General features: G+C 43.0%; 13 protein-coding genes, 2 tRNA genes, 1 rRNA gene, 2 pseudogenes and 1 riboswitch. Of the genes and pseudogenes, 13 read left to right on the top strand and 5 right to left on the bottom strand.

Annotated elements, in window-relative coordinates:
- Window positions 1-245: 245 nt before the first annotated feature.
- Together CZ367_RS10280 and CZ367_RS10285 are read right to left on the bottom strand one after the other, a co-directional pair.
- Window positions 246-1937: pseudogene (locus tag CZ367_RS10280) on the bottom strand (IS1634 family transposase); the annotation flags it as partial.
- Window positions 1938-2137: 200 nt separating this feature from the next.
- Window positions 2138-2323, bottom strand: a pseudogene (locus CZ367_RS10285) (IS1634 family transposase); the annotation flags it as partial.
- A 484-nt stretch (window positions 2324-2807) separates the two neighbouring features.
- Here CZ367_RS10285 and CZ367_RS10290 point away from each other — a divergent pair.
- The 10 genes from CZ367_RS10290 (at window position 2808) to CZ367_RS10335 (ending at window position 16678) form a co-directional block, all read left to right on the top strand.
- On the top strand, window positions 2808-4421 hold the full coding sequence (locus CZ367_RS10290; protein ID WP_077196792.1) for a BACON domain-containing protein: 1614 nt from the start codon (window positions 2808-2810) through the stop codon (window positions 4419-4421).
- Between the two features lie 36 nt (window positions 4422-4457).
- Complete coding sequence (locus CZ367_RS10295; protein ID WP_077196793.1) at window positions 4458-6068, top strand: BACON domain-containing protein; 1611 nt, start codon at window positions 4458-4460, stop codon at window positions 6066-6068.
- A gap of 5 nt (window positions 6069-6073) precedes the next feature.
- Window positions 6074-8836 carry a S8 family serine peptidase gene (locus CZ367_RS10300; RefSeq protein WP_077196794.1) on the top strand — a complete coding sequence of 921 codons (2763 nt, stop codon included), beginning with the start codon at window positions 6074-6076 and terminating at the stop codon, window positions 8834-8836.
- An 11-nt stretch (window positions 8837-8847) separates the two neighbouring features.
- The gene (locus tag CZ367_RS10305) at window positions 8848-9801 is read left to right on the top strand and encodes a PorV/PorQ family protein (RefSeq protein ID WP_077196795.1); all 954 of its coding nucleotides are present in this window, start codon (window positions 8848-8850) and stop codon (window positions 9799-9801) included.
- Window positions 9802-9835: 34 nt separating this feature from the next.
- The gene (locus CZ367_RS10310) at window positions 9836-11392 is read left to right on the top strand and encodes a hypothetical protein (protein WP_077197428.1); all 1557 of its coding nucleotides are present in this window, start codon (window positions 9836-9838) and stop codon (window positions 11390-11392) included.
- Between the two features lie 596 nt (window positions 11393-11988).
- Window positions 11989-12088: riboswitch (TPP riboswitch) on the top strand.
- A 67-nt stretch (window positions 12089-12155) separates the two neighbouring features.
- Entirely contained in the window at window positions 12156-12971 is an 816-nt protein-coding gene (thiD, locus tag CZ367_RS10315) for a bifunctional hydroxymethylpyrimidine kinase/phosphomethylpyrimidine kinase (RefSeq protein ID WP_077197429.1), read from the top strand.
- The gene (locus CZ367_RS10320) at window positions 12968-13588 is read left to right on the top strand and encodes a thiamine phosphate synthase (RefSeq protein WP_077196796.1); all 621 of its coding nucleotides are present in this window, start codon (window positions 12968-12970) and stop codon (window positions 13586-13588) included. The genes thiD and CZ367_RS10320 overlap by 4 nt, the downstream gene beginning before the upstream one ends.
- Before the next feature lie 4 nt (window positions 13589-13592).
- A complete protein-coding gene (gene thiC / locus CZ367_RS10325) occupies window positions 13593-15164 on the top strand; it encodes a phosphomethylpyrimidine synthase ThiC (protein WP_077196797.1) in 1572 nt (523 codons plus the stop codon).
- Window positions 15165-15301: 137 nt separating this feature from the next.
- On the top strand, window positions 15302-16075 hold the full coding sequence (locus CZ367_RS10330) for a sulfide-dependent adenosine diphosphate thiazole synthase (RefSeq protein WP_077196798.1): 774 nt from the start codon (window positions 15302-15304) through the stop codon (window positions 16073-16075).
- A gap of 6 nt (window positions 16076-16081) precedes the next feature.
- On the top strand, window positions 16082-16678 hold the full coding sequence (locus CZ367_RS10335) for a thiamine phosphate synthase (protein WP_077196799.1): 597 nt from the start codon (window positions 16082-16084) through the stop codon (window positions 16676-16678).
- Window positions 16679-16805: 127 nt separating this feature from the next.
- Here the strand turns inward: CZ367_RS10335 and CZ367_RS10340 are convergent, their stop codons facing one another.
- The 3 genes from CZ367_RS10340 to CZ367_RS10350 form a co-directional block, all read right to left on the bottom strand.
- Window positions 16806-18467, bottom strand: coding sequence for a putative transporter (locus tag CZ367_RS10340; RefSeq protein WP_077196800.1), 1662 nt, complete (start codon window positions 18465-18467; stop codon window positions 16806-16808).
- Window positions 18468-18608: 141 nt separating this feature from the next.
- On the bottom strand, window positions 18609-19427 hold the full coding sequence (locus CZ367_RS10345) for a pyridoxamine kinase (protein WP_077196801.1): 819 nt from the start codon (window positions 19425-19427) through the stop codon (window positions 18609-18611).
- 77 nt (window positions 19428-19504) lie between these two features.
- Window positions 19505-20161, bottom strand: coding sequence for a DKNYY domain-containing protein (locus tag CZ367_RS10350; protein WP_077197430.1), 657 nt, complete (start codon window positions 20159-20161; stop codon window positions 19505-19507).
- Window positions 20162-21449: 1288 nt separating this feature from the next.
- Here CZ367_RS10350 and CZ367_RS10355 point away from each other — a divergent pair.
- The 3 genes from CZ367_RS10355 (at window position 21450) to CZ367_RS10365 (ending at window position 23530) form a co-directional block, all read left to right on the top strand.
- A 16S ribosomal RNA gene (locus tag CZ367_RS10355) occupies window positions 21450-22980 on the top strand.
- A 169-nt stretch (window positions 22981-23149) separates the two neighbouring features.
- Window positions 23150-23223: transfer RNA gene (locus tag CZ367_RS10360), tRNA-Ile, on the top strand.
- A 233-nt stretch (window positions 23224-23456) separates the two neighbouring features.
- Window positions 23457-23530 (top strand) — tRNA-Ala (locus CZ367_RS10365).
- The last annotated feature ends 265 nt before the right edge of the window (window positions 23531-23795 follow it).

Here is a 23795-nt window from a genome sequence, read left to right on the forward strand (position 1 = left end):
ATAGCGGGCTATGTGACTGCAGATATAGGTAAAATAAAGCCAAAATAATCCAAAAGACATCTCATAAGTTTCAAAAATAATAAGTAAGCACCTAAACTGGTCTAATGACCTCTAAGTTTGCAGAAGAATGCGACGCAGTCGCATAAACATTAAATAATCAAGATAAAACACTGCTGTCCCGTTTAGCCCAAGTTTAACACCTATCATCGTAGAATCTTGCTATTATTATACTTTTTCAGTTTCGGTTATGGACTCTGTGTCCTACAAATTTTTATTTTTCTGAATGGTGCATATTTCAGTTTTAATTTATCGTATATAGCAGTTGCTTGCTTTGAGGGATTGCTGCATTGTCGCATCTGTACGATGTCTCCTAACGGGTTCCTACCTTCCGTGGTTACAAGTTTCTGAGTGTTCATCCTCCGCACGATTTCGGTCCAATAGCAGGATTCGCCTTCTCGCTTCAACTGGCAGCGGATGGTATTTACCACCCAGTAGGCAAGCAGACCGAAGAAAAGATGCGCATCGCTCCGGTCATCGGTCTGATGATATATAGGACGGAGGTTTAGGTCGGTCTTCAACTGCCTGTTGGTACATTCGATTTCTCGTATGAGGTTGTAATAGTCCCATGTGGTACGCTCGTCGAGTGTTTCTACATTGGTCCGTAGGAAGTATACGCCGTGTCCGGACTCGATGGCTGAGAGGTCTTTGAGCTTCCAGTCTACACGTAGCATTTCCTTTGGTTTTTCTTCGTTTCTAATGTAGTCTATCGCATAGTATCTTGCGATAGAAGGATATTTCTGTATGGCTCGTCCCGTACGCTCTACAACCTTCTCGTAGAGTTTCGTTCCACCTTTCTTTGCAATACCATCATTTATCTTCTTCAGCTCTGTCTCAAATCTTTCACGCCAAAGTTTGTTCATTGACGATTCGGTCATAGCCTTAGATGGAGAGGTTATCTCAAGATAGTAGTCCTCACCTTCGGTGTGTACCTTGTTGAGCGTTATCGTTTGCTTTCGGGCGTCTTTTACCATCACACTCTTATGGTCCTCACTGAGCGTGTAATCTTTCAGCTTGGTGCGGGATACGCAGAGATAGTTGTAACCCTTTGCCTTAATAAGATTTAGATTCTCTTCGGTTGCAATACCTGCATCCATCACAATAAGCGATTTTTCTTTTTGTACAGGATTCCTGTCTGCCAGCGTATCTATCATATCAGGCAGTGATTTAGGGTCAGCCGTATTGCCTTCCAGGATAGAAGAATAGCGTATGAAGCCCTCCTTATTGATACACAGGGCCAGGACGAGAAGTTTACAATCAGATCGCTTCTCTTTCGACCTACCAAACTGTGCCTTCTTGCTTTCACGCTTACTACCCTCAAAGTAGAAGTTTGTCAAGTCAAAGAGCATCAGCTTGTTATCTATATTAAAAAGGTTATCTGTTACATTGCACAAGTGACGTTCTATCTTCTCTTTAAGTTCATAGAGTTTGTCCGTTACCTTGTACAGGGCATTGATACCCGGAGTCCAGTCTTGCGACCCAGTGTAAAGTTCGGCGGCAGCCGAATTATCCCTGAGATAATAATACGAGGAACGTTCAGATACGGCATACACAGTCCGGATGATGAGCGCAGAGAGTGCGGTGTGGATAGAATGGTTGCTCCATCCTTGGTCACGCAGGAACTCTTCCAGCCCCAGCTTATCAATGGTCTGCTTACAGAGCCATTCTGCACCAACATTCCTTGCGTCAGTATGTTCTGCCGTAGCAAGATCGATATAACGTTCAGACTCCTTTCTTGCCTTCTGTTCCTTCTTATCGAATCTATCAATTCCACCTTCCTCTTTCATCCGCTGCCACCACTCATCCGCCTTAGCCTGTTCCAGTTCAGTAAGCCCCTCCAAATGCTTGCCAAATAAAGAATTAGTTCCTCTGTTCTTAAACCCAAATCGGTTATTAGCCCGCAAAGGCTTTTTAAAGCGTTTAGCTGTTATGCTTTTCTTCGTCTTTGCACCTTATTTTGGCTCTTTTCGTTTGTTTTTTTCAGTTGTTTAGCTCGCTAAACGTCTTCAAAAAACAAACGAAAATAGCTCAAAATAAGCTCGCAAATCTCGAAGAAGTCTAACGACCGATTTGGGTTAAAACGCTCTGTAAGTGCAAAAGCAATCCTTCTCACCTGCAAGGCTGTGAGAGAAGGTTCAAAACCAATATTGAGCAGGATGAGCGAATGTACGTGTCCAGCCACGTCACGATACGACTCTTTAAGTCTATAATAAAGAGCCTTTTCACCAGTTGTCGGATTAAAACGTGTCTGTACATTTGCGTGCATAGGTGCAAAGTAACAAAAAAAAATGATATGCTGGTGTCCTACAAATCAGATTTAGCCCGTATTCAGAAAACGCTACGGCTGATTATTAAGCACTTAGCAAACCTAAAACCCTCAAAACACACTGAAAATTTATGAAAAATAATTATGCCCGTTAAACTTGGGTTAACATTTTATCGGATATTACTGACGGAAAATCAAGAAATAAAATAAAGTGTAAAAATAGAATGTCAATATGAGTATAATACTGTTAATGAATAGAAGAATAAGGGGGAGATAAGATAAAATACGTTAAATTATTAATGTTTTTTGGTATAAATGCTTGTTTTTATCCTCATTTATTAGGATATTTGCAGCGCTTAATGTAAAAAGTAACTAATTAAGTGTAATAGTTATGAATTTGCGTTATATGCGCAGTTTTCCTAATATTTATTGAAGATTTTGGAATTAATTAAATGTATTATAATTCTATAAAACCTAAAACAAAATGAGATTAAAAAAGACAATCTTTCCTCTTTTACTTGGAGGAATTCTCCTTTCTGTACTTTCGTGTGCAAAAGAAGACGAATTTGAGTTGCCGACGTTGGTTCTTTCCGAAACCAGTGTAGCGTTTGACAGAGGTGCCGGTGAACGAAACATCAGTGTCAATACGAATCAAGAACATTGGACCGCTGCCTCGCCACAGGAAGGTGACTGGCTGACGTTGATTCAGGATGGAGATATGCTAAAACTGAAAGTAGCTGAAAACAAAATGGGTAACCAACGCATGGGGCACGTCATCGTGAATGCGAATGGTGCTACGGGAAAGATTGACGTTACTCAGAGTGCGGCGGATGTGTCGCTCGAAGTCATGCCCGAGGTTGTCTATCTTCCTCAAACAGGAGGCGAGAAGGTGGTTGATATCTCAACCAATTCAGCTATCTATGACATCACTACCAGTGAGGAAGTCGATTGGTTGAAAATACATAAGTTTTCCGAAGAAATAAAATTGGTGGCAGAATGCAACAACACCGATCAGACACGCATGGTGAAACTTTATGCCAAGAGTGGCGACCAAACGCGTGAAATCGTTGTTTCACAGGCAGGCATTCAGCGTTATCTCCTTCCCATCAATCCGGGAATGCCACAGGATGTTCATAAGATTATGGACTATGAATTGGGACGTGGGAGCTATCTTCGCGAATATCAGCAAGCTATGCCGGGCTTCGGTATTGAAGAAACCTATACCTTCATCACTCCTTCCCCCATATTTACGTTAATGCAATATTGCAGCCCGGACGGTGTAACATCATCGCAGATTATCAATATTGGTGATGGCATGGTTGCCGTAGATGCCGTCAAGGACAAGGCTTTTGAAAAATTCCTCACCAATAATGGTTATACACGCAGCAATTCGGAGTCGGATAGAGAATACTTCAATGAAAAAGAACTTTTATCACTGAAGGTTTTTGTTTCTGAGAAACCGGGTGGAGAGGGAGTAAATCTTACTTATACACCAGTGATAAAACAAGTTAAAGAACTTAAGACTTTCGACAAATTACCTTACTATCCGTTCGAACTCTTGCAGGTTGCTAATGTAAAAGTGCCGGAAGTAGAGGCTTTTGAGAAGAAAGCCGGAAGCAAAGAAGAAGAACGTAGCTATAATGAGTTTAAGAAGACTGAAGTTTCACAAATCCAATATATTCTTAATGCAAGCCAACAACCGGCCTATAGCCGCATTCATATTTTCTACACTACCGGTGAAGATGGAAAGGCTGATGAGAAGCTCGGTAGTGTGCAGATTGGAGCCCTTCTGTTCAAGAACACTGACCTCGGTGTATGGAAATATGGAAAAAAATGGCTTGTTACAAATGAACTTAAGAAAAAGCTTGGCGAAGAAGGATTTTCATTCCTACGCACAACCAATAATACGCATTTCTTTGGTCGTCAACGAGACCATTTGGTCATTGCAGTTACTTGTGTAGTCGATAACAATGTTCCGGTGCTTGCATTGCTCTACAATTACGATAATACCATTTTTGGCGCCGGCAGTAAAGTTGTCAAGGCGCAAGACAAGATGATAAGCAATTTCAATAAAGCTAAGAAAATGCTAAAGTATTAGTCTGTCACATTAAACTCTAATTTAGTATTATTCAATATGCAAATTAAACAATTATATCATTTGTTGCGCCTCTCCGCCTTTTGTTTGGTAATGGCAATGGTGGCGAATTGTGCAGACAGTGTTGATTTTGAACAGCCAAAACTTGATGTCTCCGAACAAGCTCTGACATTCAACACACAGGGAGAGGAGAAAACAATTATGGTGAATACAAACTGCAAGGAGTGGATTGCTACATCTCCGAAGCAGTGGATACATTTGACTCCTAATGGCAACGAACTCATCGTGAAAGTTGATGCGAATGTTACCGGAATGGAACGAAGCAGCTATATCCTTATCGACGGCGGCTTGGCAGTGAAAAAAATAACTATCAGCCAAAGTGCTGACAATCAGTCTTTGGGTATTTCCGGAGGTGAAGTCGTATTGCCACAGGTGGGAGGCGCTACCTCGGTAAACGTGAATACTGGTGATATACCCTATGAGCTGATACAGGCAGAAAGTACGGACTGGTTGCAGATTGTCAAAAAGAAACATTCCTTGAAATTTATCTCAAAGCCTAATTATGACACAAAAGAGCGAACAGTCAAACTGAAAATTTCTATGGGAGGAAAAAATACTGACGTAGTCGTAAAGCAGCCGGGAGTATGCGCCTTTGTATTGGCATGTAATCCGGGCATACCTTTCAGCCTTTATAAAATGATGAATTTTGAGCACCAACGCGGCAGCCTCTTTGCCGAATATGGTCCTCCAGATCCTTCATTTAATTTATACGAAGAAACATATGTGTTCAGAACTCCCTCCCCTCTATTTAAAGAAGTCTTCTATGTGCATGACACGGAGACTTTCATGCCAACACGTATTTTTACACGCTCATTGGTAAAAGAAGGTGTAGATGCTGTGCGTTCTCAGGAGTTTCAAGACTTTGTCAAGGCGAATGGCTATGTCAGAGACACGAAAGATCCTAACCATTATATTAACGAACAGGAACTAATGACAATGGATGTGGATATTATGGAAAGCAACAATAGCGTTGTTCTTTTCTTCTGGCAAATGCACATTCAGGATCGCAACTATGAGACGTTTAAGAGCCTCGAGTTAGGTCCACTTCACTTGCTCAATAAAGCTGACAAAAAACTCAGTGCAATAGATAAATATGAAAAATCGCAGAACAGTGAAGAAATAGCTCGGCAAGTTTCCAAGAATAGAGAGATAGAGGCTGTAGCTTACAAGACCACCGATCCATTGCTGATAACGCGAACCTACTTTTTGTTTACACGTGGCGGAGACTTCCCGGCACCGAAAGAAATGGTGGGAAGCGTGGAACAGTATAGTTTGAGTTACAGTAATCCAAATCTTGGAATTTGGAGACAAGGTAAGGAATGGTTCGTTACTCGTGAATTTGACAAACTACTTACTTCCAACAATTTTGAATTTATTGGATACAACGGTAAGCACCATGTCTATGCACGCCGTTCCGACTGTCTGACATTGGCTATTTCCGGTGATAAGTTCGCTGATATAAATGCAGGACAGCCCGTCATGCAAATAAGCGTTCTTTACAAGCCAGATGTTTTTTCAGGGAGCAAAACTACCATGGTATCCAAAGTGGAAAGAATGCTCAAGAAAGAAAATCGAAGAAAACTACAATAAAAGAAATGAAAAAATCAATTATATATCTATGTGCATGCGCTGTCGTGGGAATGATGTTTGCCACATCGTGTCAGGACAACTTCAATTTGGAAGCACCCAATTCCGGCACACGCAATGTTACGATTAACAAGGATATCTTTGCAGTAAAAGGCTGCATCAATATCAAATTAAGTCCGGGAGAGAACTATGAGCTGGCAAGTTCATCAGAAGGAAAAGTGGAAATGCAGAGTGTACCCTCGGCAATGGCTTCCGCAATGAAATTCTCGGGAGCTTACAGGATGGAAAGAGTTTTCAAACCGGCAGGCAAATACGAGGCACGTACCGTTGCCACAGGTCTTGATCGCTGGTACACCGTATATTTTGATGAGAGTAAAGACGTTGGGGCTGTTCTTCAACAATTCAACAAAGTTAAGGGAGTTGAGTATGTTGAGCGCATCCTACCCATCGCTCATCCCGAAGTAACAGTCAAGTCAGTGGGAAATATTGAAACCACAGCCAAGACAACCACTGGTAAGGGGAAATTCAACGACCCGCTGCTGCCCCAGCAATGGCATTATTACAACGATGGTTCAGTGAGTGCTACCGCTGTTCCGGGGGCTGACTGTAACGTCAAGCCTGTATGGGAAAAATATACAACAGGAACAAAAAATGTAATCGTTGCCGTAGTCGATGGTGGTATAGACGTAACCCACGAAGACTTGGTGGGAAACCTCTATGTGAATGAACTGGAAAAAAACGGAAAGCCTAACTTCGATGACGATGGTAATGGTTTCATTGATGATGTTTACGGCTACAACTTTGTTGAGGGCGATAATGTCGTTGGTGGCACGATAGAGCCTGATGACGAATCACATGGTACGCACGTTGCGGGAACTATTGCTGCACGCAACAACAACGGTAAAGGAGTCGCTGGTATTGCTGGTGGCGATGGAACTCCAGGTAGTGGAGTAAGGGTCATGAGTTGCCAGATTTTCAGAAAAAAGAATGAGCAGGGCGATGCGGCAGCAGCTATTAAGTACGCCGCCGACAACGGTGCTGTCATCTGTCAGAACTCATGGGGCTATCCCTCAGCTTCCGAAGTCACAGAAATGCCTAAACTTTTGCAGGAAGCCATCGATTACTTCATTAAATATGCCGGTTGTGACGAAACTGGAAAGCAGAGATCCGATTCACCAATGAAGGGAGGAGTGGTCATTTTTGCCGCCGGTAACGAGAATAAGGAGTTTTCGGCTTACCCTGCTTGCTACGCTCCGACGATTTCTGTTTCAGCGATGGCATGGGACTTCAAGAGAGCTAGCTACAGTAATTATGGAAAATGGGTAACCATCATGGCTCCGGGAGGCGACCAAGAGACCTACGGAACAGAAGGAGGTGTTTTAAGTACTGTCTCTATGGCGAAGAATCCAAAGGGTTATGCATTTCTTCAAGGAACCTCAATGGCTTGCCCACACGTTTCAGGTATTGCTGCGCTTATCGCATCTTATTTTGGAAAGCAAGGATTTACCAATGATGATCTTAAATCGCGTCTTGTCTCTGCATACCGCCCGTTCAACATCGATGAAATGAATCCGATGTACAAAGGAAAGTTGGGAAAGGGCTACATTGATGCTGAGGCTGCATTTGAATCTGACACCAAGATAGCCCCCGATAAGGTTGAGAAACTAAACCTTATCCCTGACTTCGTAGAAATCCGTGCAGAATGGAGCGTTGCCAAAGATGAGGATAAGACAGCCTCTTTCTACAGACTCTACATCAGTCCTAACGAACTCACGAAAGAGAATCTCAAGAACAAGACCTATCGGGAAATCAACGGTATTGGACATAAGCTGGGAGAGACTCTGAAGTTCAACTTTGACAATCTAAAGGACAACAAGGAATACTACATTGCTATTGTTGCCATCGACCGTTGGGGCAACATCTCTGAGCCTGTCATTAAAAAGTGCAAGACAAAACTCAATCATACTCCTGAGGCAACGGGATTTCCCGAAGACGTTATCGAATTGAGCAACAACGAAAGAAAGACTTTCAGCTTCAACGTTGCTGATCCTGACGGACACAACTGGGACTTGAAAACTGCCGGCGATACAAAAGGCGTTTCATACACCATCAACAAATCAACGGTGAATATCACCATCGTCCCCGTTCTCGCAGCCGGCAACTATACTTGCAAGTTCATTATCTCCGACGATCTTGGTGCCAAATTGGAAAAGAATCTCAGATTCTGCATTTTCAAATATATGCCACCGAAACTTGAAAAGCCATTCGACAATTTTATTATCGGACTCGATGAGGGCGTTGTGAACATTCCGTTGAAGGGGCATTATTCGGGCAGTGCCAACAAAGAGCTGACCTACACGGTTAGTGCATCGAACAATAAGATTGCATCAGCCGGAATAACCAACAACAACATTCAAATCAAGGCTTTGGCAAAAGGCACGACCCGCATCAGCGTACTCGCTTCCGACGGTAGGCAAAACTCATCGGAAGGCTCGTTCCAACTTCGTGTCGTTGAGAGAAAGTCCGCTCCGGTCTATGCCGTCTATCCTATTCCGGTGAAAAGAGATATCAATGCTCTACTCAACCCGGAGGTTAGCCAAGCAGAATTCATCATCTCATCAACCGTAGGTGAACGAGTGATGAAAGCCAATGTAAAACCCGACAGCAAGCATGTTGCCACACTGGATCTCGCCAGCTTGCGCTCTGGCACCTACAAGCTGACAGTGCATACAAACAAGGGTGATTTCAGCAAAATGTTCATTAAACGATAAATTCAACAGACATGAAATCAAAACATATGATAATCATAGCTTGTGCAGCACTTTTCGGTGCTACACAAGCGAAAGCCCAAGGACAATCCCTACCAATTCTAACGGCAAATCCTGATTCCAAAACAGCAAGCATGGGCAATGCTTCGGTTGCAAGCGATGGAATGTACCTTTACAATACTCCCTCGGCGTTCTTCAACACCGATAAAAGGTTTACAGCCGACGCCTCAGCCTCGTTGTATGAAAAAGAAGATGGCGCACAAGGATTATTCGGTTTGTACACAGTCACAATAGGTTACAAACTTTTTAAGCGGCACTCAGTATTTGGAGGTTTCAGGTATGCCGGCGGACTAAAATTCAACGGATACGACATGATGGGCGAACCAACCAAGGAATATAAACCCTATGACTGGACTATTGATTTGGGCTACTCTTACATGATAGGCAATGGGTTGGCTGCTTATGCTACCGGAGCCTTTATCTTCAGCCATCTTTCTAAGAATGGCTACGGTGGTGCTTTTTCGGTGGGACTATCCTACACTAAAGATAACATCACAATGACGAAAAGACCTGCCAGCGTTATGATTGACGCCAAGGTAGAAGCTATAGGTCCTGACCTTGACTACGGTAATGGGCACAAAAGCTCAATGCCCACTCATGTTTCATTAGGAGGAAAAATGGAAGTTGATGTAACCGACATACACAAAGTAAGTGCAGCGTTGGCCACACGCTATTTCTTCCGACCCACAGACGCCAAAGTTTTCATGTTGGGTGGCGGCGTTGAATACACCTACAACAACTTGTTGTCAGTAAGAGCAGGTTATGAGTATGGCGATCACGACCTCAGTCATTTCACAATGGGCGCGGGAGTCAAATACCACAGCTTTCGCATCAATGGTGCTTATATGCTGAAAACCGGAGATGGTGGAAAAAGCTACTGCACCATTGGACTTGGATATGATTTCTAACAAAACAATTTATTCACAATCTAAAAATCAAATTATGAAAAAAGCATTATTCTCTATTTGTACATTGGCAATAAGTATTGCTGCTACAGCTCAGATTGTAACCGAGCCGGAAGGGAAGAAAATCGACAATATGTATCGCTATAGCGAATCTTGGGTGCGAGGATGGGTAAATTCAGAACCCGGTGTTTACGAAGGTTTGGTCTCGCAAATCATAGAAGGTAAGGATGGATGCCTTTATGTTTACAACCCACTCTCAGGTCTCGAAAGCAATTCTTGGATGAAACTTGACAAGACAGGAGAAGGAAAATATAAAGCTGTCTTCCCACAAAAATTCTATAAAGACAAGAGCGGTGGAGATGATGATTCGGAAAGAGGAACCGATAGAGTATTTACGCTCAATCGTTTGGTCAATAAAGGTGATAATCAATATGAGGTGGTTGCACCGGATAAGAACTACATCGAGTTTTCATGGGATGGCTCGAAGCTTCAAATGGAAGGTATGGGCACCAAACAAGAAATATTGGGCATGGTGGATAATTCCGGCGTTTGGGATAGATTCTACGGCGATTGGAATATTACCATCAGCACGCTTGCATACAAGTTGCTGACCCCTCCCACAACAGGTGTGAAGAAACAATATACGTTCACGTGCGCCGAAGAAAGTTCACCACGTGTTATTGATGCAATTGCAGAAGGAAACGACCTGTATCTAAAGGGCATTTCAAAAAATCCGGCATTGGTAGACGCATGGGTAAAGATTACGTTAAATGGTAATAAGGCAACCTTGCTGACAAATCAGTATATGGGAACATCTGCCAAGGGTGATTTTGGCAAGTATTCAGGCGACCAAATGAAATATCATATTTTTGCTGCTGCTTTCAAAGATGCAACAACGATGGCCGATAGAATTGATTTTACAGTAGATACTGAAACGCAAAAACTTACCACCGGCAATCTGCTTAAGATGTTTTTGGGTCTGAGCAGTGAGACTAATAATCCATCGGATGATTATGAGGTATTTGGAAACATGACATTGACTCCATTCGTTCAAAAAGCCGCAAAGCCGGAGACACCAAAACTGTTCTATTGCAATGCTACGCCGAGTTACGATTACTCAACAACAACTACTATATTGGCTTTCTATGTAAACAATGCGGATGTAAATGGCAACTACCTCAGCCCGGACAAAATGTATTACAATGTTTATGTCAACGACAGTAAAGAGCCCTTTAAGTTTATAAAGAGCGAGTACTTCTACATTGACGATGATATGGCAAACATTCCTTTCAACTACCAAGACAAAAAGAATGATGACATCAAGTCGGATGGCAATCTGCGCATCCTGCACTTCTATGATTCGGACATAGCCAAACTCTCACTGGTTATGGTCTATGATGATGGAGAAAATGTATTTAAGAGTGAGCCATTAGTTGTGCAACCAACCTCTGCCGGCATCGAAAACACAAAGTCGGACGAGCCTTGCAAGATGGAAATCTACTCTGTTAACGGATATAAATTGAAGAAACTTCAAAGGGGATTGAACATCATAAAATATTCTGATGGAACAATGAAGAAAATATACGTTAAATGATTTTTCAACCACTATAAAGCAATAATGAGAATGTACTTTCCGCCCACGAAACAATGATTTAATTGCAAAGATGGAAAGTTAATTGAAAGGCCGGACTCCAGACGAGGAGTTCAGCCTTTAACTTTAAATCGACATTCGACCGAAAGGAGAATTCAACTAGCAAGTGCAAATTTACACTATATTGCTGTAAAAGCATTCTTGTGGATGCTTACTGATATTCTCGTTTTTAATTGCTACCTTTGCTATGTCAGTTTTTGCTTACTTGTTATGTTTACAGCACCAAGATAGGTGAAATTTCTGACATATCCAAGTGTTTTGAGAACTTTGTTTCTTAGGCACTTGGAGTTCTTACAAGAATTTATGCTGCGGAATTAAGGTATACCACCAACAGAGCTTTGGCAGATATCGGAAAGGGGTTGCGTATAAACTTCTCTAAACAAGTCGCTTAATTTTGATTAGTTACTTAATAAAATAGATAGAGTTAGGCTGCGTGGCTTAACTCTATTGCGTTCTTATTCTTCTTTTATAAATATTTTTCTTCTTTCTCTTGCTTTTCCTTTTTTATTTTGTAACTTTGCACACAGATAAACTTCGGGAAACCGAACGTGGGGTGCCATTCTGTTGAATGAGCTGAGATTATACCCGTATAACCTGATGCAGGTAATGCTGCCGTAGGAAGTGCTAACGAGTAATAAGATAGGTTTATCACACACTGAATTTTCTGTGCATCCCAATGATACGTTTCCTTAACTTAGGCGATGCTATGAACTATTGTAAAACTTTGACTATTGCAGGCTCGGATTGTAGCGGAGGAGCAGGCATTCAGGCAGACATTAAAACGATGTCGGCTTTGGGGTGTTATGCTGCTTCGGTTATTACCTCGGTTACGGCACAAAATACGTTGGGTCTATCTGCCATTCAGCACGTTGAACCTAACGTGGTAGCAGCCCAATTGCGTGCAGTGATGAGCGATATTCGTCCCAATGCCATTAAAATAGGTATGGTAAACGATGCGCAAACCATTCGTGCCATTGCCGATGTGCTCGGCGAGTACGAGGCTGTGCCAATGGTGGTAGATCCTATAATGGTGGCAACATCGGGCAGTAGACTGATGATGGAAGAGGCTGTGGAGGTATTTGTAGAAAGATTGTTCCCTATGGCAACGCTTCTTACGCCTAATATACCCGAAGCAGAAGTATTGGCAAACATAAGAATAACGACTGAAGATGATGTATCGCTTGCAGCAAAGCATATTCTACAGCTTAGCTGTAAAGCGGTGCTTATTAAAGGTGGGCATTTGGCAGGGATAGAAAAGGTGGATAGGCTTTATTTACCGAAAAGCTCGCCTACGTTTTATTGTAATCCTACCGTTAAAACACGCAATACGCACGGCACAGGGTGTACGCTCTCGTCGGCTATTGCAGCGTATTTAGCACGAGGAGAACAAATGGAGCGTGCCATCAAACGGGCGAAAGACTATGTAACAAATGCGCTAAAAGCTGGGGCAGATGTAACGATAGGCGAAGGACACGGAGCTGTGAATCACTTTTATGAACCAGAAAAACTTATTAAGCGATGATAAACACACAATATATAACGCACGAAAACACACGATTCAATTATCTTCAAGGGGCTGAAATGGCATTGAGGGGTGGTTGCAAGTGGGTGCAATTGCGTATGAAAGAGGCTTCGGACGAGGAGTTTATTTGCATCGGTCGACAATTGTCTGAAATGTGTAAGGCACACGGAGCTACATTCTTGTTGGACGACCGTGTACACCTTGTTCGCCAATTAGGGGCTGACGGGGTGCATCTCGGTAAAAACGATATGCCCGTAGATGAGGCTCGAAAGTTGTTTGGAGATACACCTTGTATAATAGGTGGTACGGCAAATACGTTTTCGGACATCGAGCGACTTTACCAACAGGGTGCAGACTATATCGGTTGTGGACCATTCCGCTACACTGAAACAAAGAAAAATCTTGCGCCAACCTTAGGGCTTGAAGGATATAAAGAGCTGTTGGCGAAGATGAAAGCACGAGGCATTGGGCTTCCGCTCATTGCCATTGGAGGCATATTGCGCAGTGATGTAAAGGCAATCATCGAGCTTGGAGTAAGCGGAATAGCGGTGAGTGGAACTGTATTGAACGCTGTCGACCCTATAGAAGAAATGAAGTTACTAATCAATTTAATGTAGCATTATGAAGAACGATATTAAGATAGAATACCCTTCATCGGAGAAAATCTATATGAAGGGTGAACGCTTTCCCGACCTAAGAGTGGGAATGCGACAAATAAACCTCACCCCAACGGTGAAAATCGTGAACAATGAGAAAGCAATAACTGAAAACGAACCTGTTGTAGTATATGACACAAGCGGTCCTTACAGCGACCCTAATGTGGAGATAAATTTGCAGAAAGGACTTCCTAAACTTCGCAAAGCATGGACAGACAAGCGCAAAGGCACACTGATGTATTATGCTAAGCAAGGCATTATTACAGAGGAAATGGAGTATGTGGCTATTCGTGAGAATATGAATTGCAAGGCATTGGGCATAGAAAGTCATATTACGCCTGAATTTGTTTGTCGTGAAGTAGCAGCAGGACGTGCCGTTATCCCTGCCAATATCAATCACCCAGAAAGCGAACCAATGATTATTGGAACCAATTTCTCTGTAAAGATAAATACAAATATTGGTAATTCGCACGAAAACTCAAGCATTGACGAGGAAGTAGAGAAGGCTGTGTGGAGCTGTAAGTGGGGCGGCGACACATTGATGGACTTATCTACGGGCGACAATATTCACGAAACACGAGAGTGGATATTGCGTAATTGCCCTGTGCCAGTGGGAACTGTGCCGATGTATCAAGCATTTGAAAAGGTGAACGGAAAGGCAGAAGACCTTACGTGGGATATATTCCGTGAAACCTTGATAGAGCAGTGTGAGCAGGGTGTAGACTATTTCACAATTCATTGCGGTATACGTCTGAAGAATGTACCATTGGCTAATGGACGTCTTACAGGTATGGTTAGCCGTGGCGGAAGTATCATCTCTAAATGGTGTCAGGTACACAATGAGGAGAGCTTTCTTTATAGTCATTTTGACGATATTTGCGACATTTGCGCCAAATACGATGTGGCTATATCTTTGGGAGATGGTTTGCGCCCGGGCTCAACATACGATGCCAACGATGCAGCGCAGTTTGCCGAGCTTGATACGATGGGCGAATTGGTAGAGCGAGCTTGGGCTAAGAATGTGCAAGCCTTCATCGAAGGACCAGGACACGTGCCTATGCACAAAATAAAAGAGAATATGGAGCGACAGATAGAGAAGTGTCACGGTGCGCCTTTCTATACCTTAGGTCCGCTCGTAACCGATATTGCGCCTGCCTACGACCATATCACAAGCGCAATAGGTGCGTCAATGATAAGTTGGTATGGCACAGCTATGATTTGTTATGTTACACCAAAAGAGCATCTCTCTTTACCTAACAAGGACGATGTACGCACGGGCGTAATCACTTACAAGATAGCTGCCCACGCTGCAGACTTGGCTAAGGGACACCCAGGTGCTACTGTAAGAGATAATGCGTTGAGCAAAGCTCGCTATGATTTCCGTTGGAAAGACCAATTCAACTTATCGCTCGACCCTGAAAAAGCACGTGAGTATTGGGAAACCTCCAATAAACTGGGTGGCAAATATTGCACAATGTGTGGCCCTAACTTCTGTGCAATGCGCATTAGTCAGACCTTGGAGGGGTGTGAAGAATAAAAGGTTAATCTGCCTTGGGTTGACTTATCAGCTTTTCAGCCTTATCAGATTGTTTAGCTTTGTCAGACCCGTCCGACTTATCCGACCTGTCTGACAAAACTTAAAAATAGAATAAACAAAAACAAACAATAATAATTATGATTGAAAAAGAAGTATCAAGAGGTATTATTCGTACCTACTTTGAAAAGATGGAGAAGTGCTTAGACTTGGACGTAGCTATCGTTGGCGGTGGTCCATCAGGCATTGTTGCTGCTTATTATATGGCAAAAGCAGGATTGAAAGTTGCATTGTTCGACCGCAAACTATCGCCAGGTGGCGGTATGTGGGGTGGTGCTATGATGTTCAATCAGTTGGTTATTCAGAAAGAAGCATTGGATATTATCAAAGACTTTGATATCAATTACGAGGAATACGATGATAATCTTTTCACTGCAGACTCGATTGAAAGCACCTCTGCTTTGCTTTATAAGGCGGTTCACGCTGGTGCTACAATCTTCAATTGCTATTCTGTGGAAGATGTAGTGTTCAAGAACAATGTTGTTAGTGGTGTGGTTGTGAATTGGACACCTGTACTTCGTGAAGGCTTACACGTTGACCCGTTGAACATTATGGCAAAGTTTGTTATTGACGGAACTGGTCACGACAGCGAAATGTGTCAAGTGGTAGCACGCAAGAACGGCATCAAACTCAATACTGCAACGGGTGAAGTGATTGGCGAACGCTCATTGGACGTAATCGAAGGCGAACAGCAAGTAGTGGAAGGAACAAAGGAAATCTATCCAGGGCTTTATGTTTGTGGCATGGCATCTTCAGCAGTAGGCGGCACACCTCGTATGGGACCCATCTTTGGCGGTATGCTTATGTCGGGCAAGAAGGTTGCTGAAATGATTATAAAGCGTATCAAAGGATAAGCGTAAATGCAACTTATTGTTATTACCTCTCCAACTTTCACAGTTGGGGAGGCTTCTATTATTTCTCAAATCCTTGCTTTAGGGATTGACAAGGTGCATATTCGGAAACCAAACGCAACAGCCGATGAGTGTAGACAACTCATAGAAGGTATTCCTACTCATCTACATTCTCGCCTTGTACTACACGACCATTTCGAGCTTACAACACAATTTCCATCTATTGGCGTTCACCTTAACCATCGCAATTCCACACCTCCCACAGATTTTAAAGGAAGCATTTCTAAGTCGTGCCATAGTCTTGACGAGGTAGAACGTGCCAAACCAATGTGCCATTATGTGTTTTTAAGTCCTATTTTCGATAGCATTTCCAAGCAAGGATATGCGTCAGCATTCCTCCCCGATGTATTGATAGCAGCCCAAAAGCAAGGCATTATCGACCGAAAGGTTTATGCTTTAGGTGGCATATCAGCGTCTAATATTCCCCAAATCCGAAACTATGGCTTTGGTGGTGCAGCTCTTTTGGGCGACATCTGGCAAAGGGTGGGGGATACCAACTTCACAGCATACATTACTTCTTTAGTGCAAGAAGCGCACAAACACTAAAGCAAATAAGGCGTACCATCTATCGGTGCGCCTTATTTGCTTTCTTTTTTTTCTATCCAATACTAAGCGAAAAACCTTTTAAACATTTGAGTAATTCCGTTTTAAATGTATCTTCCCAACAGAAAATTTAAACGAAGAACATCACAAGCATTTGAGCAATGATGACTCGAACGAACATTCCTAATGGATAAACTGTGGTGTAACTAATATTTGAGGTCTCGCCTTTGGTCGTGTCGTTGGCATAAACCAAAGCCATAGGATTAGCCATAGAGCCACAAAGCACACCGCATATTGTTCCGAAATCATACTTCTTAGTGCGCAATGCAATAAGGGCAACAATAAAAATAGGCAATACCGTGAGCAAGAAACCTAAGCCAATCCACATCAAACCTTCAGGGCGAACCACCGTACCAAGGAAGTCCTTACCTGCGTCCAATCCCACACAAGCCAAATAGAGCGATAGCCCTAACTTGCGAAGCATCAGCGAAGCACTTGCCGTGGTGTACGAGATGATGTGCAAGCGTGGTGCAAACGTACCGATAAGGATACCCATAATGATTGGTCCACCAGCTATTCCGAGGCGGATAGGTGAGTCCATACCCGGCAGCGACAAAGGAATTGTTCCGATAGCAAGACCGAGAATCATTCCCAAGAAGATGTTTCCAAGGTTAGGCTCATTGAGTGTTTTCACCGAATTGCCAAGGAAATGTTCTGCGTGGTCTACTGCATCGGGCGTTCCCACCACCGTAAGGCGGTCGCCGTGACGAAGTCGGAGGTCTTCGGTAGCCAACAATTTAATGTCGCCACGCAACACACGACTCACGTTTACCCCATATACATCGCGCAAGCTAAGCTCTCCTAACAGTTTGCCATTCAGCCCGGGTTTGGTCAACACTATAATCCTACTTTCTACATTCGAATCGATGTGGTTCCAGTCTATTTGCTCTTTGTTCCAGTCGTGCTTCACTTCCTGACCAAAGAGTATCTCCATAGCTGCCACTTCCTCCTTGTTAGCCACCACCAAGAGATTGTCGTGATTTTCGAGCACTGTATTTCCGTGAGGCAAAATCACCTCCTCGTTGCGCCAAATGCGTGAAATAATAAACTTGAAATGCGAACCTTTCGATACATCTTCTATGGTTTTTCCCACCACAGCAGGATTAACCACCACAAACTGACCCACGTAGGTTTGGTTGTCCTCGTCCTCGTTTTTCAGCTCCAAGTCGGCAGGTTTTACAAAGAATTTGCGCAGCACAATCATTGCAAAAATTACGCCCACAACGCCTAAAGGATAGGTTACAGCCGTAGCCAAAGCCGCACTACCACCATTCACGCCGATATGCTCTAACGCCTGTTGAGCCGCACCAAGTGCAGGTGTATTGGTAGTAGCTCCACTCAATATACCCACCATTTCGCTCATAGGAACACCTAACCCATACGACAAGCCCACAGCCATAACCGTGCCGAGCAGTATCACAGCCAACGACCATAGGTTGAGGTCTTTACCCTCGTGCAGCATAGAACTAAAGAAGTTTGGACCTACGTGCAAACCTAAGGTATAGACAAAGAGCACCAAGCCGAAGGTTTCGCAATAGTCCAACATCTGATGGTCGATGTCCAACCCGAAATTGCCCACAGCGATGCCAACAAAAAACACAAAAGCCACACCCAACGAGATGCCGCCCAATCTTATTTTGCCCAAAGCCAAACCTACCGCACATACCAACGACAAGATAATGACAGCTTGAAGTGCCGAATGAAGATTGAAAAGTCCGTTTAACCACTCCATATTCTTAAATTTTAGTAGCTAACAATTATTTTTTTTCTTGCAAAAAGAGCTAAGGCAATACCCCCGTGGCTTCTGCTGAAGTCGCTCTTAGGCAGTGGAATGGTCTTAGCACTTTCATTTTAATACTTGTGAAAAATCTATTTATAAGATATTGAGGTAGCGTTCCAAGGGTATTCCTCTGTTCTTGTCCTCGTTGTCCTTATTTAGGTCTATCAGCTTATATACGCTGTCTATAGCACGTTGTGTACTATCGGTAAGCGACTCTTCGTTAAGCAAATGCCCAATAAGAATAGCCGAAAAGATGTCGCCTGTACCAGGGAAATGCACGGGAATTTCGTTGTAAGCAAGCTCAAAATACCTATCCTCCTTATGGTTATAACCTATTACCGAAGGTTGCCCGTTTACGGGAATAGATGTGATGAGCACCGATTTAGCCCCAATGCCACGCAACTTGTCCAATAGCACACGTCCTTCTTCTTTGGTTACACCTTCCTCCTTATATATAAAAGAGGTAAGATAGCACGCTTCGGTAAAGTTGGGGAAGCATAGGTCTGCCACACTTATCATTTCTCGCATAGAATTGATAGTAGCGGGAGTAACACCATTATACAGCTTGCCCTCGTCGCCCATAATGGGGTCTACATACACCGCTGTACCCATAGTCGCCTGTTCACGACAATAGTCTGCCACGATTTTTGCCTGCTGTTCCGAAGCGATAAAGCCCGTAGCAATAGCATCGTAGCGGAAACCCAACTCCTTCCACACAGGGAAAACACCTTTTATATAGTCGGTAGTCTCAAGAATGTTAAACTTACCATAGTCCAACGTGTTGGAAACCAACGCTGTGGGGAGGTTGTACGTAGGGTGACCCATATACGATAGGATAGGTAACATAGCCGCTGTGGCTACCTTTCCATATCCTGCAATATCGTTTATCAAAAGTATTTGTTTCTTACTCATTTACCTATTCTGTTTGCGCCTGCAAAGGTAGTGTAAACAAAAGGAACAACAAAATAAAAAGCAATATTTCCTAAGGCTTACACTTTCTTTCCGCAATAATAAGTGTTGAATGTGTCTTCAGCGTATCCGTCTTTTAGCACTTTGAAAGATGAAGGCATTGCATCAGGCATTTTTACCCCCATATAGTACACATTGAACGCATCTGCTGCATACCCATAGGTCAGCACCTTGAACGATGATGATGTTGCATCGCCTACTTTGCGTCCCATATAGTAAACGTTGAAAGCGTCCTTGGCATAATCGTACCCCAAGTCTGTAAACGAGTTTGCCATTGCATCTTCAATCTTTCGTCCTTCGTATAGCACCGTGTTCTTGGTCACCATATAGCCTGTGTAATACTCGTCGTAGCCATAACCCCCATCGTAACCTCGCCTGCCCTCGTCGTAGGGGTTCACTCTGCCACCTTTTAGTTGGAAGGTGTATGGATCAACAAAGGGAAGCACCCTACCCATATAGTAAACGTTGTATCGATCCTTAGCATAGCCATAACCAAGGTCTACAAAGGTATTGATGTCGATGCGCAACATTGGTGCACCTTGAAATATCATCATTCCGTTTTTCACAACATATTGAGGCATATCGTTTTGCGCTCTCAATACGTTGGGTGTACTCATCAATATTGCTGCGGCAAGTAATGTTTTTGCTGCTTGTCTAAGTGGTTTTGTTGTTTTCATACGCATTGTTGTTTTATCCGAGTTATGGCACAAACTTACAAATTATTATTCATTCTGCCAAATAAATACTGTATAAATATCTATAAAAATGCTTGTTTTAGCAGCAAATATCTATTTTGGCGGTTTGCTTTGTAGAAAAGCGAGAAGATGCGTTTTAACATTTCAATCCCGAAAATAGGTTATTCTGTATTTCTTATTATGTGTTTTGTATTTCCTTTGTCGACTTTCTAAAATCCCAAAGTTCCACTTTTGAAAAGCCAAACATATATGTTTTACGTCGTTATAGTTGAACTTTGGACTGCTTAGAGTTTATCTTTTACCTTCCGAAATACCAACAAATGGCTTCTTTTTAGTTCTTTTCTATCCTTCCGTTGTTCTATTTGTACTTTGTAATGGACTTGTACTTTTGCACACATTCTGTATATTAATTATAACTATCTGTAAGTTATTAAATTATGATTGCACACTCATTTAGCCCAATTCTTTGTATCAAGCATCTGGCGATAGCGTATGCGTCAAATATGACGTTTGGTTTTAACACTTTCAATAACCTTTTGGGAAATATAGATCTTGTTTGGTTCTTAATCGGCAAATACTTCTCTTTTATGATTATGAGTATTACGCCTGTGGAAATAAATACTTGTTCTTTATCAGCAGCGCATTAAATAATCTAATATTTTTAGGTTAGTCATCCCTTAAAAAGGTACTTCCCCGACTTAGTGAAATTCGTAAAATTCGTGCAAATTCGTAGTTTAAATCCCTCCTTATTGGAACTTGGTAAACCAAGCCCCTACATCGTTTACCCACGGCAAACTGCACATTTGGTTTTAACTCCCCCTAACTCCCCTAACTCCCTTAACTTCCCTTAATTCATATATATATAAAAAGGTGTAGTATTTTCTATTCGTTGATTTAAATCAATCTTTATCTAAAAAGTAATCTTTTTTGAGATTTTCTTTTAAAAACATTTGGAGGTTTGATGAAAATGCTCTAACTTTGCACTCGCTTTTGAGAAATACGCCACACGGCACTTCTCTTGAGAGCGAAAAGAAAGAGTTCTTTGAATAGATTTACATAGACAGAAAATAGTAGTACAAGAAGCGTCTACTGAATTAATTTTTAGTAGATGGGTAAAAGAAACGAACCGTTCAATTCTGAAGTTGCTTTGTGACTTCATTTTGAAATTAATAGGTGTTTAAACTTGATACTTCGAATTTAGGATATTCGTTCTGAACAGATTCAACTTATCGCTTTTATCTTTTGGATTGAGTGATATAAAACATATTTTACAATGGAGAGTTTGATCCTGGCTCAGGATGAACGCTAGCTATAGGCTTAACACATGCAAGTCGAGGGGAAACGGCATAGAAAGCTTGCTTTTTATGGACGTCGACCGGCGCACGGGTGAGTATCGCGTATCCAACCTGCCCTTTACTTGGGGATAACCCGTTGAAAGACGGACTAATACCCAATATAATCCTTTGATGGCATCTGACGAGGATGAAAGATTTATCGGTATTGGATGGGGATGCGTCTGATTAGCTTGTTGGTGAGGTAACGGCTCACCAAGGCTTCGATCAGTAGGGGTTCTGAGAGGAAGGTCCCCCACATTGGAACTGAGACACGGTCCAAACTCCTACGGGAGGCAGCAGTGAGGAATATTGGTCAATGGACGAGAGTCTGAACCAGCCAAGTAGCGTGCAGGATGACGGCCCTATGGGTTGTAAACTGCTTTTGTTGGGGAATAACTGACATTACGTGTAATGTTTTGTATGTACCCTTCGAATAAGGACCGGCTAATTCCGTGCCAGCAGCCGCGGTAATACGGAAGGTCCAGGCGTTATCCGGATTTATTGGGTTTAAAGGGAGTGTAGGCGGTTTTTTAAGCGTGTTGTGAAATGTAGATGCTCAACATCTGAATTGCAGCGCGAACTGGAAGACTTGAGTGCACACAACGTAGGCGGAATTCATGGTGTAGCGGTGAAATGCTTAGATATTATGAAGAACTCCGATTGCGAAGGCAGCTTACGGGAGTGTAACTGACGCTTAAGCTCGAAGGTGCGGGTATCGAACAGGATTAGATACCCTGGTAGTCCGCACAGTAAACGATGGATGCCCGCTGTTAGCACCTGGTGTTAGCGGCTAAGCGAAAGCATTAAGCATCCCACCTGGGGAGTACGCCGGCAACGGTGAAACTCAAAGGAATTGACGGGGGCCCGCACAAGCGGAGGAACATGTGGTTTAATTCGATGATACGCGAGGAACCTTACCCGGGCTTGAATTGCCAGCGCACGATACAGAGATGTTGAGGTCCTTCGGGACGCTGGTGAAGGTGCTGCATGGTTGTCGTCAGCTCGTGCCGTGAGGTGTCGGCTTAAGTGCCATAACGAGCGCAACCCCTTTTCTTAGTTGCCATCAGGTAATGCTGGGCACTCTAGGGATACTGCCACCGTAAGGTGTGAGGAAGGTGGGGATGACGTCAAATCAGCACGGCCCTTACGTCCGGGGCTACACACGTGTTACAATGGCCGGTACAGAATGTTGGTTGTGCGTAAGTACGATCTAATCTTTAAAGCCGGTCCCAGTTCGGACTGAGGTCTGCAACCCGACCTCACGAAGCTGGATTCGCTAGTAATCGCGCATCAGCCATGGCGCGGTGAATACGTTCCCGGGCCTTGTACACACCGCCCGTCAAGCCATGAAAGCCGGGGGTGCCTGAAGTTCGTAACCGCAAGGAGCGACCTAGGGCAAAACTGGTAATTGGGGCTAAGTCGTAACAAGGTAGCCGTACCGGAAGGTGCGGCTGGAACACCTCCTTTCTGGAGTAACGTTTATCCTTGAGGTATTGCTAAGAGTATGAACATTTTATGATTTCATTATTTGATATTGAATTTGTTTGTTTCTCTTCTTGTACTCATAATTCTGTTTCTATTAGATATAAGCGAATAAAGGAAGCCAAGGTAGAAGCCGTAGGGCTTTACCCAACTCAGTCCTATAGCTCAGTTGGTTAGAGCGCCACACTGATAATGTGGAGGTCGGCAGTTCAAGTCTGCCTGGGACTACACATCGCTGAAAGCAATGTGTAAAAGGCATGTTCAAGTCTGCCTGGGACTACACATCGCTGAAAGCAATGTGTAAAAGGCATGTTCAAGTCTGCCTGGGACTACACATCGCTGAAAGCAATGTGTAAAAGGCATGTTCAAGTCTGCCTGGGACTACTTCTTAAAATAAAGATTACACCTTATATAATATATACGAGCTGTATTCTTTTTCAATTATTCACTTACAATCCCTTGGGGGATTAGCTCAGCTGGCTAGAGCACCTGCCTTGCACGCAGGGGGTCAACGGTTCGAATCCGTTATTCTCCACTTCGTTGATGCGACCTTTTTAGGTCAACACTCGACATAGTTCTTTGACATATTGACACAAGCAAAAACTGTAAAGTAAAACTACAAAGTTCAAGATTTTTTTTTTTTAAGAAGTCTTATTTAATATGATTTCGAAATACAGCTGAAAGTATGAGCATCATTATGCATCGGTAGCAATGCTGATGTATCAATGGCGAATAGAAAGTAATTAAGGGCGAATGGCGGATGCCTTGGCTCATGGAGGCGATGAAGGACGTGATAAGCT

The sequence above is a fragment of the Prevotella ihumii genome (assembly GCF_900155655.1).
GTDB classification, from domain to species: domain Bacteria; phylum Bacteroidota; class Bacteroidia; order Bacteroidales; family Bacteroidaceae; genus Prevotella; species Prevotella ihumii.

Bases quoted from the DNA above. Each gene is read 5' to 3' on its own strand.
- CZ367_RS10295 (WP_077196793.1), top strand. From the start codon at position 4,458: ATGCAAATTAAACAATTATATCATTTGTTGCGCCTCTCCGCCTTTTGT.
- CZ367_RS10335 (WP_077196799.1), top strand. From the start codon at position 16,082: ATGCAACTTATTGTTATTACCTCTCCAACTTTCACAGTTGGGGAGGCT.
- thiC (WP_077196797.1), top strand. From the start codon at position 13,593: ATGAAGAACGATATTAAGATAGAATACCCTTCATCGGAGAAAATCTAT.
- CZ367_RS10330 (WP_077196798.1), top strand. From the start codon at position 15,302: ATGATTGAAAAAGAAGTATCAAGAGGTATTATTCGTACCTACTTTGAA.
- CZ367_RS10350 (WP_077197430.1), bottom strand. From the start codon at position 20,161: ATGAAAACAACAAAACCACTTAGACAAGCAGCAAAAACATTACTTGCC.
- CZ367_RS10320 (WP_077196796.1), top strand. From the start codon at position 12,968: ATGATAAACACACAATATATAACGCACGAAAACACACGATTCAATTAT.
- thiD (WP_077197429.1), top strand. From the start codon at position 12,156: ATGAACTATTGTAAAACTTTGACTATTGCAGGCTCGGATTGTAGCGGA.
- CZ367_RS10310 (WP_077197428.1), top strand. From the start codon at position 9,836: ATGAAAAAAGCATTATTCTCTATTTGTACATTGGCAATAAGTATTGCT.
- CZ367_RS10290 (WP_077196792.1), top strand. From the start codon at position 2,808: ATGAGATTAAAAAAGACAATCTTTCCTCTTTTACTTGGAGGAATTCTC.
- CZ367_RS10305 (WP_077196795.1), top strand. From the start codon at position 8,848: ATGAAATCAAAACATATGATAATCATAGCTTGTGCAGCACTTTTCGGT.
- CZ367_RS10300 (WP_077196794.1), top strand. From the start codon at position 6,074: ATGAAAAAATCAATTATATATCTATGTGCATGCGCTGTCGTGGGAATG.
- CZ367_RS10345 (WP_077196801.1), bottom strand. From the start codon at position 19,427: ATGAGTAAGAAACAAATACTTTTGATAAACGATATTGCAGGATATGGA.
- CZ367_RS10340 (WP_077196800.1), bottom strand. From the start codon at position 18,467: ATGGAGTGGTTAAACGGACTTTTCAATCTTCATTCGGCACTTCAAGCT.